The organism is Glaciimonas sp. GNP009 (assembly GCF_054343755.1).
On record NZ_JBTGUV010000004.1, the window covers coordinates 4,037,093 to 4,050,396 of the forward strand.

Annotated in this window: 12 protein-coding genes; 8 read left to right on the forward strand and 4 right to left on the reverse strand. The window is 47.7% G+C overall.

All coding sequences use genetic code 11. The features are described from left to right. Positions 1 to 19 precede the first annotated feature (19 nt). The 4 genes from ACXX82_RS18695 to ACXX82_RS18710 form a co-directional block, all read right to left on the reverse strand. Entirely contained in the window at positions 20 to 577 is a 558-nt protein-coding gene (locus ACXX82_RS18695) for an RDD family protein (RefSeq protein WP_322237289.1), read from the reverse strand. Positions 578 to 715: 138 nt separating this feature from the next. Beyond that, a complete protein-coding gene (locus tag ACXX82_RS18700) occupies positions 716 to 1,357 on the reverse strand; it encodes a DUF3106 domain-containing protein (RefSeq protein ID WP_322237292.1) in 642 nt (213 codons plus the stop codon). 161 nt (positions 1,358 to 1,518) lie between these two features. After that, positions 1,519 to 1,923 carry a DUF3619 family protein gene (locus tag ACXX82_RS18705; RefSeq protein ID WP_322237293.1) on the reverse strand — a complete coding sequence of 135 codons (405 nt, stop codon included), beginning with the start codon at positions 1,921 to 1,923 and terminating at the stop codon, positions 1,519 to 1,521. After that, positions 1,920 to 2,489, reverse strand: a complete 570-nt coding sequence (locus ACXX82_RS18710) for an RNA polymerase sigma factor (protein WP_322237295.1) — start codon at positions 2,487 to 2,489, stop codon at positions 1,920 to 1,922. The genes ACXX82_RS18705 and ACXX82_RS18710 overlap by 4 nt, the downstream gene beginning before the upstream one ends. A gap of 652 nt (positions 2,490 to 3,141) precedes the next feature. Between ACXX82_RS18710 and ACXX82_RS18715 the strand changes: the two genes are divergently transcribed. The 8 genes from ACXX82_RS18715 (at position 3,142) to ACXX82_RS18750 (ending at position 13,164) form a co-directional block, all read left to right on the forward strand. Then, on the forward strand, positions 3,142 to 4,869 hold the full coding sequence (locus tag ACXX82_RS18715; protein ID WP_322237297.1) for an acetolactate synthase 3 catalytic subunit: 1,728 nt from the start codon (positions 3,142 to 3,144) through the stop codon (positions 4,867 to 4,869). Further along, entirely contained in the window at positions 4,869 to 5,360 is a 492-nt protein-coding gene (gene ilvN / locus ACXX82_RS18720; protein WP_205319759.1) for an acetolactate synthase small subunit, read from the forward strand. Before ACXX82_RS18715 ends, ilvN begins: the two co-directional genes overlap by 1 nt. 191 nt (positions 5,361 to 5,551) lie before the next feature. Next, positions 5,552 to 6,568, forward strand: coding sequence for a ketol-acid reductoisomerase (gene ilvC, locus ACXX82_RS18725; RefSeq protein ID WP_322237301.1), 1,017 nt, complete (start codon positions 5,552 to 5,554; stop codon positions 6,566 to 6,568). A 695-nt stretch (positions 6,569 to 7,263) separates the two neighbouring features. After that, positions 7,264 to 8,154 carry an ion transporter gene (locus tag ACXX82_RS18730; RefSeq protein ID WP_322237304.1) on the forward strand — a complete coding sequence of 297 codons (891 nt, stop codon included), beginning with the start codon at positions 7,264 to 7,266 and terminating at the stop codon, positions 8,152 to 8,154. Positions 8,155 to 8,341: 187 nt separating this feature from the next. Then, positions 8,342 to 9,097: an SIMPL domain-containing protein gene (locus ACXX82_RS18735; protein ID WP_458563463.1), complete on the forward strand. Its 756-nt coding sequence runs from the start codon at positions 8,342 to 8,344 to the stop codon at positions 9,095 to 9,097. A gap of 242 nt (positions 9,098 to 9,339) precedes the next feature. Continuing rightward, complete coding sequence (locus ACXX82_RS18740) at positions 9,340 to 9,978, forward strand: phosphatidylserine decarboxylase (RefSeq protein WP_322237309.1); 639 nt, start codon at positions 9,340 to 9,342, stop codon at positions 9,976 to 9,978. A gap of 218 nt (positions 9,979 to 10,196) precedes the next feature. After that, positions 10,197 to 11,090, forward strand: coding sequence for a CDP-diacylglycerol--serine O-phosphatidyltransferase (gene pssA / locus ACXX82_RS18745; protein ID WP_322237311.1), 894 nt, complete (start codon positions 10,197 to 10,199; stop codon positions 11,088 to 11,090). A 523-nt stretch (positions 11,091 to 11,613) separates the two neighbouring features. Further along, positions 11,614 to 13,164: a 2-isopropylmalate synthase gene (locus ACXX82_RS18750; protein ID WP_322237314.1), complete on the forward strand. Its 1,551-nt coding sequence runs from the start codon at positions 11,614 to 11,616 to the stop codon at positions 13,162 to 13,164. The last annotated feature ends 140 nt before the right edge of the window (positions 13,165 to 13,304 follow it).

The window sequence follows — 13,304 nt, forward strand, 5'->3', positions numbered from 1 at the left end:
ATTGTAAGGCCCCTAGTCTTTAATGATACCAGCGTCTTTTTCCTGGCGGCTTTACGCTTTCCACCATGTCTACTAATTTGGTCCCCGCCAGTCGGTCATGCAAAAACTGACGCTGTGGGTCAAGATAAATAGTGAGTGACCATAAAACAAAATTCAAAACGGGAACGATTGCCAGCATCCAGGTGTGCGCGCCGAAAGCCCAGGCGAGCATCAATCCAGGAAGAAACCATAGCCATGCTAACAAATAGCGCGCCAAAGCGTCTTTTGCCTTCATTGCGCTACCATCTTTATTGATCAACTGGAGTCGCCAGGTTTTCATAGCCAGCGTTTGACCGCCGTGACTCCAGCACCAGACAAAATACGCGGTCAACACCACGAATAGCCATATTTGCTGGCCGTGCCGCAAATACAATGCGTTGCGTTGCTGTAGCAATGTCGAAAAAAGCAAACCGGCGATGAACAGGATGCCAAACAGCAGCATTGCCTCGTACATCATGCTGCCAAAGCGCCTTTTAAGCGATGGCGTTGCGGGTTCAGTGGAAATAACGGTATCGTTGGATGGCGCGGAAGGATTCAAGGTGCGATTATTTCTTTGTACGTGTGGCGATCAATATAACCGACTTATAGCTTACTTTTAGCCGACTTACAGTGCTGACTATTCGTCAAATTTTAGCATCGACCGCTTCGGCAATGTCGTGACCTATCCAGATCTGATTTAATGGCCAACTGCATCAACGGCCGATGCCGGACTCGCAGTTTGCGCTGGCACCGCAGCAGGCACTGGTTTCGGTGCCAGCTGAATTGGTTTTGCTTCTTTAGGTTTGGTTTGGGGCGACAGCACTTGCGCAGTGATGCGCTTGCGGTTATTTGCCGCCGCCGCTTCTGCTGCTAATTTTTGTTTTTCTGCTTCCGGCAATTGTTGATATTCTGCCCAACGTTTCGCTCGTTGCTCGGTGTCCAGTCTTCTGTTCCTAGCGTAATTTTCACGCACGACCCGCCGTTGTTCAGGTGTCAGATTTACCCAATCATGCATTCGGTCCTGAACCCGTGATTGTTCGGTAGGACTCAGGCTGGCAAAACGTTTACTGATCTCAACCCACTTTTTTCGAGTGGAGAGTTTTAAGCTATTCCAGCCAGAAGCCAGCGGCGCTAATATCAGTTTCTGTGCAGCAGTAAGATCTTCCCATTCGGCTTTGCTGTCGGTCGGTTTGTTGACCTTTGATGGATTGGCAGGTTTTGGCTTGATCGCCAATTCGCCTGTCGCCTTACTGTTGTTGCCTACAGTACTTGTGCTGGCGCTCGCACCAAGGGCATCGGCAGCATGTGAAGGACGCATCAGCACCGACGCAGAGCTCATTATTAACATTAATACTGTCAATAAGGTAAGCATAAAAGTACGCGATTTAGCAAGGTGCTTTAAAGATAGAAGTTTACCTATAGATGTGGCTTTGCTATTTGACAGCGCAGTCGCTGCAAGTCGCTCTTCATTATTTTCTATTGTTGGTATTAGCGCCATTCTTATTCTTCGTGTTTGGCAAGATAAGTATCAAAACCTCGGTCTAAATAAGCGGAAGGCGGGACTTCATCAGCAAGTACAGCGGCGTCAATAGCCGCAATTTCGGTTATACGATGTTGTTGCTCATACTGATACAGGCCGAAAAATAGCACAACGCCAGTAAGTATCGGCGCAGCAACGCCTAGTCGCGTCCACCATGAAGTAGCTTGTGGGAAAAAGCTATTTGCTGTTCCTGCAACAACATTTTGGTGGGCGACAACGCGTAAAGGTTTGTCGGCTTTCTTGCGAGACAAGGCCATTTGACGTGCAGCGGCTAGCCGGTCCAATGTGGCTGTCGGCATGTCGTCGATACGCTCATTAAGCGCGTGGCGTACTTTGTACGCAAAATTGATGTCTTTACTGCTCATAAACTTATTCCTTTGGCCCTAAGCGCTTGTGCCAGGGTGTGTGTAGCACGAGAGCAGTGTGTTTTTACACTGCCTTCAGAGCAACCCATTGCGGCGGCAGTCTCGGCGACATCCATGTCCTCCCAATAACGCATCAGGAACGCTTCCCGTTGACGCCCAGGCAGCTTTTGAACCTCTTGATCAATGATTTCGAGGATTTGTTCTCGTTCAAGCTGGGACGAGCTGGACTCAGCAGCTTGCGAGCCGTCCTCTGATTCATACGTTTCAAGCACGTCATAATCTTCGTCGCTGGTCTTATCGTGACCCATGCTCGAAAAAAGACTAACCCACGTGTTGCGTACTTTTTCACGCCGAAAATAATCGAGGATCGTGTTTTGCAAGATGCGTTGAAACAACATCGGTAACTCGGCAGACGGTTTGTCACCGTATTTTTCCGCAAGCTTGATCATCGCGTCCTGGACAATGTCCAGCGCTGACTCGTCCTTGCGGACTGCGTACACCGCCTGTTTAAAAGCGCGTCGCTCTACGTTTTCGAGAAAATCTGAAAGTTCTTTATCGGTTGCCATGCATTGTGGCGCGCGTTTCACCGTGTGTCATACATAGTGTCATTCGCTGCCAGCCAGTGAAAGTTGTTCAGAATTTTGCTGCGTTGTTGCGGGCAAACTAGTTTCTAACGCGTCCTGAGTAATCAAAGAGTATTAGTTCGCTCGTAAGCGCTGACTAATTTATTGATGCATCAGGTTGAATCGTTAAAAAAGGGATTTTTAAACTGATCGAATGCTATCAAAAATACAGTGCTCGTGGGGCAATAATACGTAGTTGTGTTCAAATTAGGAAGATTTCAAGAGGGTTTCGTTGAATTTGCCTTGACCAAAATGAAAGTACGCATTATGGTATCACTCCACTTCAGCATCCTGAAGTGGACCCATGGTCTTTTCGCGACCAGCGCAAGATGCTGATTAGTGACAAGACGCGCTTCATATTTGAAAGCTGTTTGCTCTAACCCGTGCCACAAGCGCGAGAGAATGGACGTGTTGCTTCAAGGTAATTGGCTGAACGAGTCGCGCGAAGCGACATTTTGAATCGTATCTACGGGTACGCAACGAAATGTTGTGAAGGCACAAAAAAGGAATGCCAAAATCCATGTAGCAAGCCGCCGTTATCATTAGGAGAGAGCATCCGATCAATTTCCCATGGACCTTGAAAGGACATAGAAGCATGAGTCAAGATACAAATTTGCCCATTAGCGGCGCAGAAATTTTAGTTCGTTGTCTGGCAGAAGAAGGCGTCGAGCACGTTTTCGGCTATCCAGGCGGCTCGGTGTTATACATTTATGACGCCATATTTCAACAAGATAAATTTCAACACATACTAGTTCGTCACGAGCAGGCTGCGATCCACGCTGCTGATGCCTATTCGCGCAGCTCGAACAAAGTCGGTGTAGCGATTGTCACCTCCGGTCCCGGCGTCACCAACGCGGTCACTGGCTTGGCAACTGCGTATATGGACTCGATTCCGATGATCGTGATTTCGGGTCAGGTTCCTTCCTATGCTATCGGTGAAGATGCTTTTCAGGAGTGCGATACCGTTGGTATTACACGTCCTTGCGTTAAGCATAATTTCCTTGTCAAAGATGTCAAGGATCTGGCTGAAACGGTTAAAAAGGCATTTTATATTGCCACTACCGGTCGTCCTGGACCGGTGCTGATTGATATCCCTAAAGACATCACCATGCATCGCCATGTATTTGCGTATCCGAAAGAAGTCGAGATGCGTTCGTACAAGCCTGTAGATAAAGGTCATTCAGGACAGATCCGCAAAGCACTGCAATTGTTGCTAACTGCTGAACGCCCGATGATTTATACCGGCGGTGGCGTGATTCTGGCGCATGCATCGCCAGAGTTGAACCGTTTGGTTGATCGTCTTGGCTATCCTTGCACCAATACCCTGATGGGATTGGGTGGTTACAAAGCGTCAAGCGATAAGTTTGTCGGTATGCCAGGCATGCACGGCACTTACGAAGCCAATATGGCGATGCAGAATTGCGATGTATTGATTGCTATCGGCGCGCGTTTCGACGATCGCGTGATTGGTAATCCTAAACATTTTGCTAGCAATGCACGCAAAATTATTCATATTGATATCGATCCATCGTCGATTTCCAAACGCGTCAAAGTCGATATTCCAATCGTCGGTAACGTAAAAGACGTTCTGCAAGAAATGTTGGCTCAGCTAGAAGCTGCTGAAACCAAGCCAAACGCTATTGCTTTGGCTGCTTGGTGGACGCAGATTAACCAATGGCGTTCACGTGATTGTCTGAAATTTGAGAGTTCGTCAGAATTTATCAAGCCGCAATCTGTCGTGGAAAAAGTTTGGCAGATTACAGACGGTGATGCGTTCATCACATCGGACGTTGGTCAACATCAAATGTGGGCAGCGCAATATTATCGTTTCGATAAACCACGTCGCTGGATCAATTCCGGTGGTCTTGGCACGATGGGTGTTGGCTTGCCGTACGCCATGGGTGTGCAGATGGCGAACCCTGGTTCTACTGTCGCTTGTATTACCGGCGAAGGATCTATCCAAATGTGTATCCAGGAACTGGCGACCTGCAAACAATATCACTTAACGCCAAAAATCATCCTTCTGAACAATCGTTTCCTCGGCATGGTGCGTCAATGGCAGCAAATTGATTATGGCTCCCGCTACTCTGAGTCGTATATGGATTCGTTGCCTGACTTTACCAAACTGGTCGAATCGTATGGCCACGTCGGTATGAAAATCGAAAAACCTGGCGATGTCGACGGTGCGCTGAAAGAAGCGTTTGCCATGAAAGATCGCTTAGTGTTTATGAACTTTATTACTGATCAAACCGAAAATGTCTGGCCGATGGTGAAGTCGGGTAAGGGCTTGACTGAAATGCTACTCGGTTCGGAGGATCTGTAATGCAACATATTATTTCCGTACTGCTAGAAAACGAAGCCGGTGCACTCTCACGCGTAGTGGGTTTGTTCTCCGCTCGTGGCTACAACATTGAAACATTGACGGTCGCACCGACCGAAGATGCAACCCTGTCACGGATGACCATCGTGACAAGGGGTTCAGATGAAGTGATCGAACAGATTACTAAGCATCTGAATCGTCTGATTGAAGTCGTCAAAGTGGTCGACCTGACCGAAGGCGCGCATATCGAACGCGAACTCATGCTGATCAAAGTACGTGCGGTCGGCAAGGAGCGTGAAGAAATGAAACGCACTGCGGATATCTTCCGGGGCCGCATAATTGATGTCACGGATAAGTCTTACACTATTGAATTGACTGGTGCCAAAAGCAAGCTGGACGCCTTTATAGAGTCGATAGACCGGGCTTCAATTTTGGAAACGGTCCGTACCGGTGCCTCGGGCATTGGACGCGGAGAACGTATCTTAAAGGTGTAAAAGTTTCGTGTCAGGGATGATTTAATCATGTCTGATGCGTCATTCTTATGTGCATAAGCGGTAATGCGTGAGATGTAAAGCAAGACTGAAAAAGTCACGCTTTCGGATGTGTTTCCACTAACTGAATGTATCGAACTGATTTGGATTGTCTAAACAGTTCTCTATCAATTGAATTATTACTAGGATTAAAAATGAAAGTTTTTTACGACAAAGACGCTGACCTTTCACTGATCAAAGGCAAAAACGTTACTATCATCGGCTACGGTTCACAAGGTCATGCGCACGCGCAAAACTTGAATGACTCCGGCGTTAAAGTGACTGTTGGTCTGCGCAAGGGCGGCGCATCGTGGGATAAAGCGGTCAATGCAGGTTTGAAAGTTGCTGAAGTCAATGATGCAGTTAAAGCTGCAGACATCATCATGATTCTTTTGCCTGATGAAAACATCGCCCAGGTTTACGCGGAAAATGTTGCTCCATACGCAAAGCAAGGCGCCACACTGGCGTTTGCGCACGGTTTCAACGTACATTATGGCCAAGTAACACCACGCGCTGATTTGGACGTCATCATGATCGCGCCAAAAGCACCAGGCCATACTGTTCGCCAAACATACACACAAGGTGGCGGCGTTCCCCACCTGATTGCCATCTATCAAGACAAATCTGGTACTGCACGTGACATCGCTCTGTCGTATGCAACTGCAAACGGTGGCGGTCGCGCTGGTATCATCGAAACTAACTTCCGTGAAGAAACTGAAACAGACTTGTTCGGTGAGCAAGCAGTTTTGTGCGGTGGTGCAGTTGAACTGATCAAAGCTGGATTCGAGACATTGGTTGAAGCTGGTTATGCACCAGAAATGGCTTACTTCGAATGCCTGCACGAATTGAAACTGATCGTTGATCTGATCTATGAAGGCGGTATTGCCAACATGAATTACTCAATCTCGAACAACGCTGAATACGGCGAATATGTTTCGGGCCCACGTATCGTCAACGAAGAAACAAAAAATGCAATGCGTGCGATTCTCAAAGACATTCAAACTGGTGAATATGCAAAGAGCTTCATCCTTGAAAACAAGGCTGGCGCACCAACGTTGATCTCCCGTCGTCGTTTAAATGCAGAGCACCAAATTGAAGTTGTTGGTGAAAAACTGCGTGGCATGATGCCATGGATCAAAAAGAACGCAATGGTGGACCAAACTAAAAACTAATACAGTTTTTAGTTTCAAGAAAGGTAGGGCATCATTGCTGTAATCGCTTACAAGCGACTACAGCGTGAAGTCGAAAAGCTGTGCACACGCACAGCTTTTTTTTTCGACTTCACGTGCACATGGATCAAAAAGAACGCAATGGTGGACCAAACTAAAAACTAATACAGTTTTTAGTTTCAAGAAAGGTAGGGCATCATTGCTGTAATCGCTTGCAAGCGACTACAGCGTGAAGTCGACAAGCTGTGCACACGCACAGCTTTTTTTTCGACTTCACGTGCACATGGATCAAAAAGAACGCAATGGTGGACCAAACTAAAAACTAATACAGTTGTTAGTTGCAAGAAAGGTAGGGCATCATTGCAGTAATCGCTTGCAAGCGACTACAGCGTGAAGTCGACAAGCTGTGCACACGCACAGCTTTTTTTGTTTACCACCCTCAGGATCAAAAAAAAGAGCAATCATCGCTCAAACCAGATACCAAGTCTCAGCATCAAGAACTAAGAAGCAGGGGAGCGGTCATACTCGGGCTTAGAATCAGCGCCTAGTTTCGAAAGTAAGTATTTGGCCTGTTAAGCAAACAAGGGGGCGCATTTGCGTCTCTTTTTGCTATAAAGTCGTGATACCTGTCGTTGAGAGACATTGTGAGTCGTAATTAGTCATTTATTTATCAATCCGAAAAATCATCCCCACATAGCATGACAACAACGGTTTTTAAAAAGCCCCATTTTGGTAAGCCCGATCAATCTTGGCGGGCGCGACTATATACAGTCATTTTTGAGGCTGACACTGTTGCCGGGCGGCGTTTTGACACAGGGCTATTAATTATCATTGTTCTGAGTGTTGCCACGGTTATCGTCGATAGCATCGGCACAATTCGGGCTCGCGATTTTTTGATATTGAACGGATTGGAATGGCTATTTACCATCCTCTTCACGATTGAATATGTCGTTCGTTTGCTTTGCGTGAAGCGGCCGTTGCGCTATGCGACAAGCTTGTTTGGGGTGATTGACCTGTTGTCGATATTACCCACATACCTGGCTATATTGTTGCCCGAGTTTCACTTCCTCATTGATGTGCGGTTGCTGCGGATGTTACGCGTGTTTCGAGTCTTAAAATTACCGCGTTATTACGATGAATCGCAGGTTTTGTTACAGGCACTGCGTAATAGTCGGCACAAGATATTTGTGTTTCTCGGTGCCGTGATCATCATGAGCGTCATTCTTGGAACGATCATGTATGTCATTGAGGGACCGGAGAATGGCTTTACCAGTATACCTGTCGGCATGTATTGGGCCATCGTGACGCTGACTACCACCGGGTATGGCGATATCCATCCTAAAACACCATTCGGACAGTTGATTACCTCCATGGCCATGTTGCTCGGTTACGGCATCATTGCTTTGCCGACAGGCATTGTTGGGGTAGAGCTGGCCATGAGCATGATGCGAGGGACACCGACCACGCGCACTTGTGTAAATTGTTTAACTGAAGGTCATGAAGCCGACTCGTTATTCTGTAAACATTGTGGCGAAGCATTACCACCTTATCAATATGATGCCATCGCCACTTCCCCGCCGCGGAAGTAAACATTTGGTTAAATCATCTGCTTCATCCCATAGAATAAATCTATGTGAATTTAGTTGGCAATGAGAACTAAACCGGAATGCCGTCATCAAAGTGGCAATCTATCATCTTGTTGTTACAACTTCATGAGCTGTGAATCCTATTGAGATTCACATCTCTAGTACAAACCTCTATTTTTGGGAAAATACTATGTCGCCATACCGTAATCTAGTGGTTTTATCCGTGTTGGCAGTCGCTAGTCTGAACGTATATGCACAAACTAAAGTGCAGACGACCGGGGCTTTAGTCGTCGTACCTGCTTACGGTGAAGTCAAGCACGTCAATGACGAGGTGCGCGTGACCTTCACTATTGAAGAGCAGGATAAAGACAAAGCCGCAGCGGCCTCGCGCGTGAACCAGAAGATGAAACAGGGAGCCGAGATCCTTAAACGGCAAGACCCTCAGGCTATCCTGCAGACGCGCGGTTATTACACCTATCCGGTTTACCCTGAAGAGACGCAGCCTCGAACCAATACCAATAAACCACGGCAACCCACTGGTTGGCGTGTCGGTCAATATCTGGATGCCACCACAACCAACTTGAATACTTTGCCAAAGACCGTCGCTTCAGTGCAAAGCGTGCTCGGACTGAATGGTCTACATTTCAGTCTCAGTGACGCCACCAGCAAAAAGATGGACGATCAGCGGATCGCCGCTACCTATCTGAATTTGAATGAGCGAATCGGTTCTATTGCACGTGCTATGGGGCGCAGTGAGTCGGATGCGGTACTGGACACGATTGATTTTGAAGGCTCTGGAAACTATGCGCCAGAAACCGCCATGCCTAAAGGCGCAATGATGATGCGCTCGGTATCAATGGATAGTGCGCCAGTGGAAGAGCCAAGCTTCGAGCCAGGTGAAACGACATTGACCATGCGCGTGGTTGGCAAAGTGCGCTTCAAGTGACAATTCGGGTCGCCACTTCCTCAGTTGGATTGTCGTCAGACCGAGATCGGGTCGCCTGTATTTTTGCCGTTTCGTCGTTCGCGTGCCAAAAGTCGCGCGCTAATGGCGGTGTCCGATTGTTTTCAAGCTATTATGGAATTAGTTACTGATTGCAATGCAAAGGGTTACATTTGCCCCTCGCTCGACTAGAATAGCCTCGCTATCAAATTTCTATCATTTCTTTAAGACAATCCGGAGCGCAGTTGAATAATTACCCACATCCTATTATCGCCCGCGAAGGTTGGCCGTTTCTCGCCATTGCTTTTGCCGTGGCGTTGCTGATCAGCTTTTTCTCGATCGGTTGGTCCATTCCTTTTTGGATTATTGCCTTATTCGTATTGCAATTTTTTCGTGACCCACCACGCGTGATCCCACAAATCCCTGGCGCGGTAATTTCTCCTGCTGACGGTCGTATTGTGGTTGTCGAAAAAGCCCATGATCCTTACGCTAATCGTGAAGCATTAAAAATCAGCGTTTTTATGAATGTTTTTAACGTCCACTCAAATCGTGCGCCCGTTGATGGCAAGATCGAAACGATGCAGTATTTTCCGGGCAAGTTCGTCAACGCGGATTTGGATAAGGCATCGATTGAAAACGAGCGTAACGCATTGGTAATCACTGCAAAAAACGGTCAGACAGTCACTTGCGTTCAGGTTGCAGGATTAATTGCACGCCGTATTCTTTGTTATGTCAAAGTTGGTGATGTTCTTGCGCGCGGACAACGGTATGGATTTATTCGTTTTGGTTCACGGGTTGACGTCTACTTACCATTGACTGCGACACCGAAAGTTGCCGTAGGCGATAAAGTCTCAGCAACAGAAACCATTTTGGCTGAATTTTAAGTTTCGCCAAAGAAATCTGTAAGACTAGTCGCGGCTAAACAATGCCTGATGCCAATGCCTGAGGCGTTTGGAGTAATCCAAGCGAGTCGCGCAAGTCAACCGCGCTTCAACCGTGCATTGTTTATCCCGACCTTTAGCAAGGCCGTATGACCGGTTGTGATAGCTTTATTGCATCATCATCACCACAAATTTGATTTATAGATTGAAACGGAATTCACATGGCTACTTTCCCACGCCGAAAAGCGAAGAGTAACGTTGCACAGTTCCCAAAGGCATTACGCGCAAAAAATTCTTTGCGACCGTCTTATCAGGATGATGACGAAGATGACAGCCCGGCGCGGCCAAGTCTGAGACGTCGTGGTGTTTATTTATTGCCCAATGCATTTACGACCGCTGCGCTGTTTTGTGGCTTCTATGCAATTGTTATGGCGATGAATTTGAAATTTGATTATGCATCGATTGCGATTTTCGCAGCGATGGTACTCGACAGTCTGGATGGTCGCGTGGCTCGCATGACTAATACCCAGAGCGAATTTGGCGCGCAGTATGACAGCTTGTCGGACATGGTTTCGTTCGGTGCTGCACCTGCACTCGTCGTGTATGAATGGTCATTGCGTGGAATGGGTAAATTGGGTTGGCTTGCAGCGTTTGTGTATTGCGCTGGTGCGGCCTTGCGTCTTGCCCGCTTCAATACCAATATCACCGTCGTCGATAAACGTTATTTTCAAGGCTTGCCAAGCCCAGCGGCGGCAGCACTTGTCGCGGGATTTGTCTGGATTATGGATGATCTTGGTTTTGTCGGTGCTGACTTAAACTGGGTGGCGTGGGGGATTACTTTATACGCTGGCCTGACCATGGTCACGAACGTGCCTTTTTATAGCTTTAAAGACATTAATCTGCGTAAGCCGGTACCGTTCATTGCTGCCTTTGTCGTCGTACTGATATTAGTGGTTATTTCAAGTGCACCGTCGAAGGTTTTGTTTGGCCTGTTCGTGCTGTATGGACTATCCGGTCTGGGCGTCTATTTTTGGCGCTTATTCAAAGGTAAGCCAGTCAGCATACTGCAAACCGAACACGAGCCCGATCATGATCATGAGCGAGAGGACAGGTAAGTAAATTTATACCAGGTGCTGCAATAGTTACGTTGCTCAACAGCCGCATGGCTTTATTAGCGCGTAAAAATAAGTCAACCCATGTCTTTATGACGGATTTTGATTCTATGTAGCAAATAGAAGTGGAGATGGCGCTGCGGTGGCGGTCAGTTGGCTGCGGCGCGTTTTACTAAAATGCGGACTTTGATTACCTATCGTTGTCCTGCGGCTTCGCATCCAGCGCCGGCGATGGGTGATTTCCTACCAAATTCCAATAGTTAATCTTTTTTAGTTTGAAAAGATGGTTCTTTTTTAGAAAACGGTAATGGTGCATGTTGTTGCGTGCGCTGGGATATAGTCATTTATTAAACCTTACAATTGATTATTATAGGATTTACGCAAAACCGTCCCATCAACGGGCTTGCTAACCCGGCCGACGAAGACAGTATGTGAATGTCGGGCCTCGTAAGTGGCTATGAAAGCCCAATGCAGTTGGGGCGGTTTTGCGTAAGTCTTATAATAAGTAAACATTCAGGAGCACAGCATGGCAGCCAACTCACCCGAAAAATTGATCATATTCGACACCACGTTACGTGATGGTGAGCAATCTCCTGGTGCATCAATGACCAAGGATGAAAAAATTCGTATTGCCAAACAGCTGGAGCGGATGAAAGTCGACGTGATTGAGGCTGGTTTTGCCGCGGCCTCGCCTGGTGATTTTGAAGCGATCAAAGCGATTGCTGGTATCGTCAAAGATTCGACCGTGTGCTCGCTGTCCCGTGCCAATGATAAAGACATCGCCCGTGCCGCTGAGGCTTTAAAGCCAGCTGAGCGCAAGCGCATACACACATTTCTGGCGACTTCACCATTGCATATGGAGAAGAAGCTGCGCATGACGCCCGATCAGGTCTTTGAACAGGCTAAGATGGCGGTGCGCTATGCACGCAATTTCACCGATGATGTGGAGTTCAGTCCCGAAGACGGTAGCCGTTCTGACATGGATTTTCTATGTCGCATATTGGAAGCCGTGATCAAAGAAGGTGCGACCACCATCAACTTTGCCGACACGGTCGGTTATGGCGTGCCCGAACTGTACGGACACATGCTGAAAACCTTGCGTGAACGGATTCCCAATTCGGACAAGGTTGTCTGGTCGGTTCATTGCCATAACGATTTGGGTATGGCGGTTGCCAACTCGCTCGCTGGCGTGATGATCGGTGGGGCGCGTCAGGTTGAGTGTACGATCAACGGCCTCGGCGAACGCGCCGGCAATACCGCATTGGAAGAAATCGTGATGGCGGTCAAGACACGCCGCGATTACTTTAATCTCGACATCGGCATCGATACCACGCAAATTCTTGCTGCGTCACGGTTGGTCTCGCAGATTACCGGTTTCATCGTACAGCCTAACAAAGCCGTGGTGGGCGCCAACGCGTTTGCACATGCTTCCGGTATCCATCAGGATGGCGTACTGAAGGCACGCGACACCTACGAAATCATGCGCGCTGAAGATGTCGGCTGGAGTGCCAACAAAATTGTGCTTGGCAAATTGTCCGGGCGCAATGCGTTTAAGCAGCGTCTTCAAGATATGGGCATTGATCTCGATTCTGAAACTGAAGTAAATGCTGCTTTTGCGCGTTTTAAAGAATTGGCTGATCAAAAGGCGGATATTTTTGATGAAGATATTATTGCATTGGTATCCAGCGAACAACAATCGCATGAAAATGAGTATTATCGGTACGTTTCCTTATCCCAACATTCAGAAACTGGCGAAAAGCCAAGCGCCAAAGTGACCTTCTCCATTGACGGTCAAGAGGTGACTTGCGAAGGGCAGGGGAACGGGCCTGTTGATGCCATTGTGAATGCTATTGAAACCAAAGTGGCGAGTGCTGCTGAACTGCTGTTGTTCTCGGTTAACGCGATTACCACCGGCACGCAATCGCAGGGTGAAGTTACCATGCGCCTTTCTAAAGCCGGGCGAATAGTGAACGGTGTTGGCGCTGATCTGGATATCGTGGTCGCTTGTGCAAAAGCCTATTTGACGGCGTTGAACAAGCTGCATTCACGTGCGGAAAAATTGAATCCGCAGTTGTGAGTTGATATAAAGCGCAGCTGTTTTTACGGCAGCTGCGTTTGGCGTGAGTAGAGTGTGCAACATCAGTGCACCAGTTGCACACTTCCCCTTTTAAAGCACTGCTGTCATCGTGGTATCTGTACGTTGTTCGCATTCTCTGC

What these genes read in the sequence shown, in the direction of transcription:
- pssA (WP_322237311.1), top strand. Translation starts at nt 10,197, where the DNA reads ATGGCTACTTTCCCACGCCGAAAAGCGAAGAGTAACGTTGCACAGTTC.
- ACXX82_RS18710 (WP_322237295.1), bottom strand. Translation starts at nt 2,489, where the DNA reads ATGGCAACCGATAAAGAACTTTCAGATTTTCTCGAAAACGTAGAGCGA.
- ACXX82_RS18730 (WP_322237304.1), top strand. Translation starts at nt 7,264, where the DNA reads ATGACAACAACGGTTTTTAAAAAGCCCCATTTTGGTAAGCCCGATCAA.
- ACXX82_RS18735 (WP_458563463.1), top strand. Translation starts at nt 8,342, where the DNA reads ATGTCGCCATACCGTAATCTAGTGGTTTTATCCGTGTTGGCAGTCGCT.
- ACXX82_RS18715 (WP_322237297.1), top strand. Translation starts at nt 3,142, where the DNA reads ATGAGTCAAGATACAAATTTGCCCATTAGCGGCGCAGAAATTTTAGTT.
- ilvN (WP_205319759.1), top strand. Translation starts at nt 4,869, where the DNA reads ATGCAACATATTATTTCCGTACTGCTAGAAAACGAAGCCGGTGCACTC.
- ACXX82_RS18700 (WP_322237292.1), bottom strand. Translation starts at nt 1,357, where the DNA reads ATGAGCTCTGCGTCGGTGCTGATGCGTCCTTCACATGCTGCCGATGCC.
- ACXX82_RS18705 (WP_322237293.1), bottom strand. Translation starts at nt 1,923, where the DNA reads ATGAGCAGTAAAGACATCAATTTTGCGTACAAAGTACGCCACGCGCTT.
- ilvC (WP_322237301.1), top strand. Translation starts at nt 5,552, where the DNA reads ATGAAAGTTTTTTACGACAAAGACGCTGACCTTTCACTGATCAAAGGC.
- ACXX82_RS18750 (WP_322237314.1), top strand. Translation starts at nt 11,614, where the DNA reads ATGGCAGCCAACTCACCCGAAAAATTGATCATATTCGACACCACGTTA.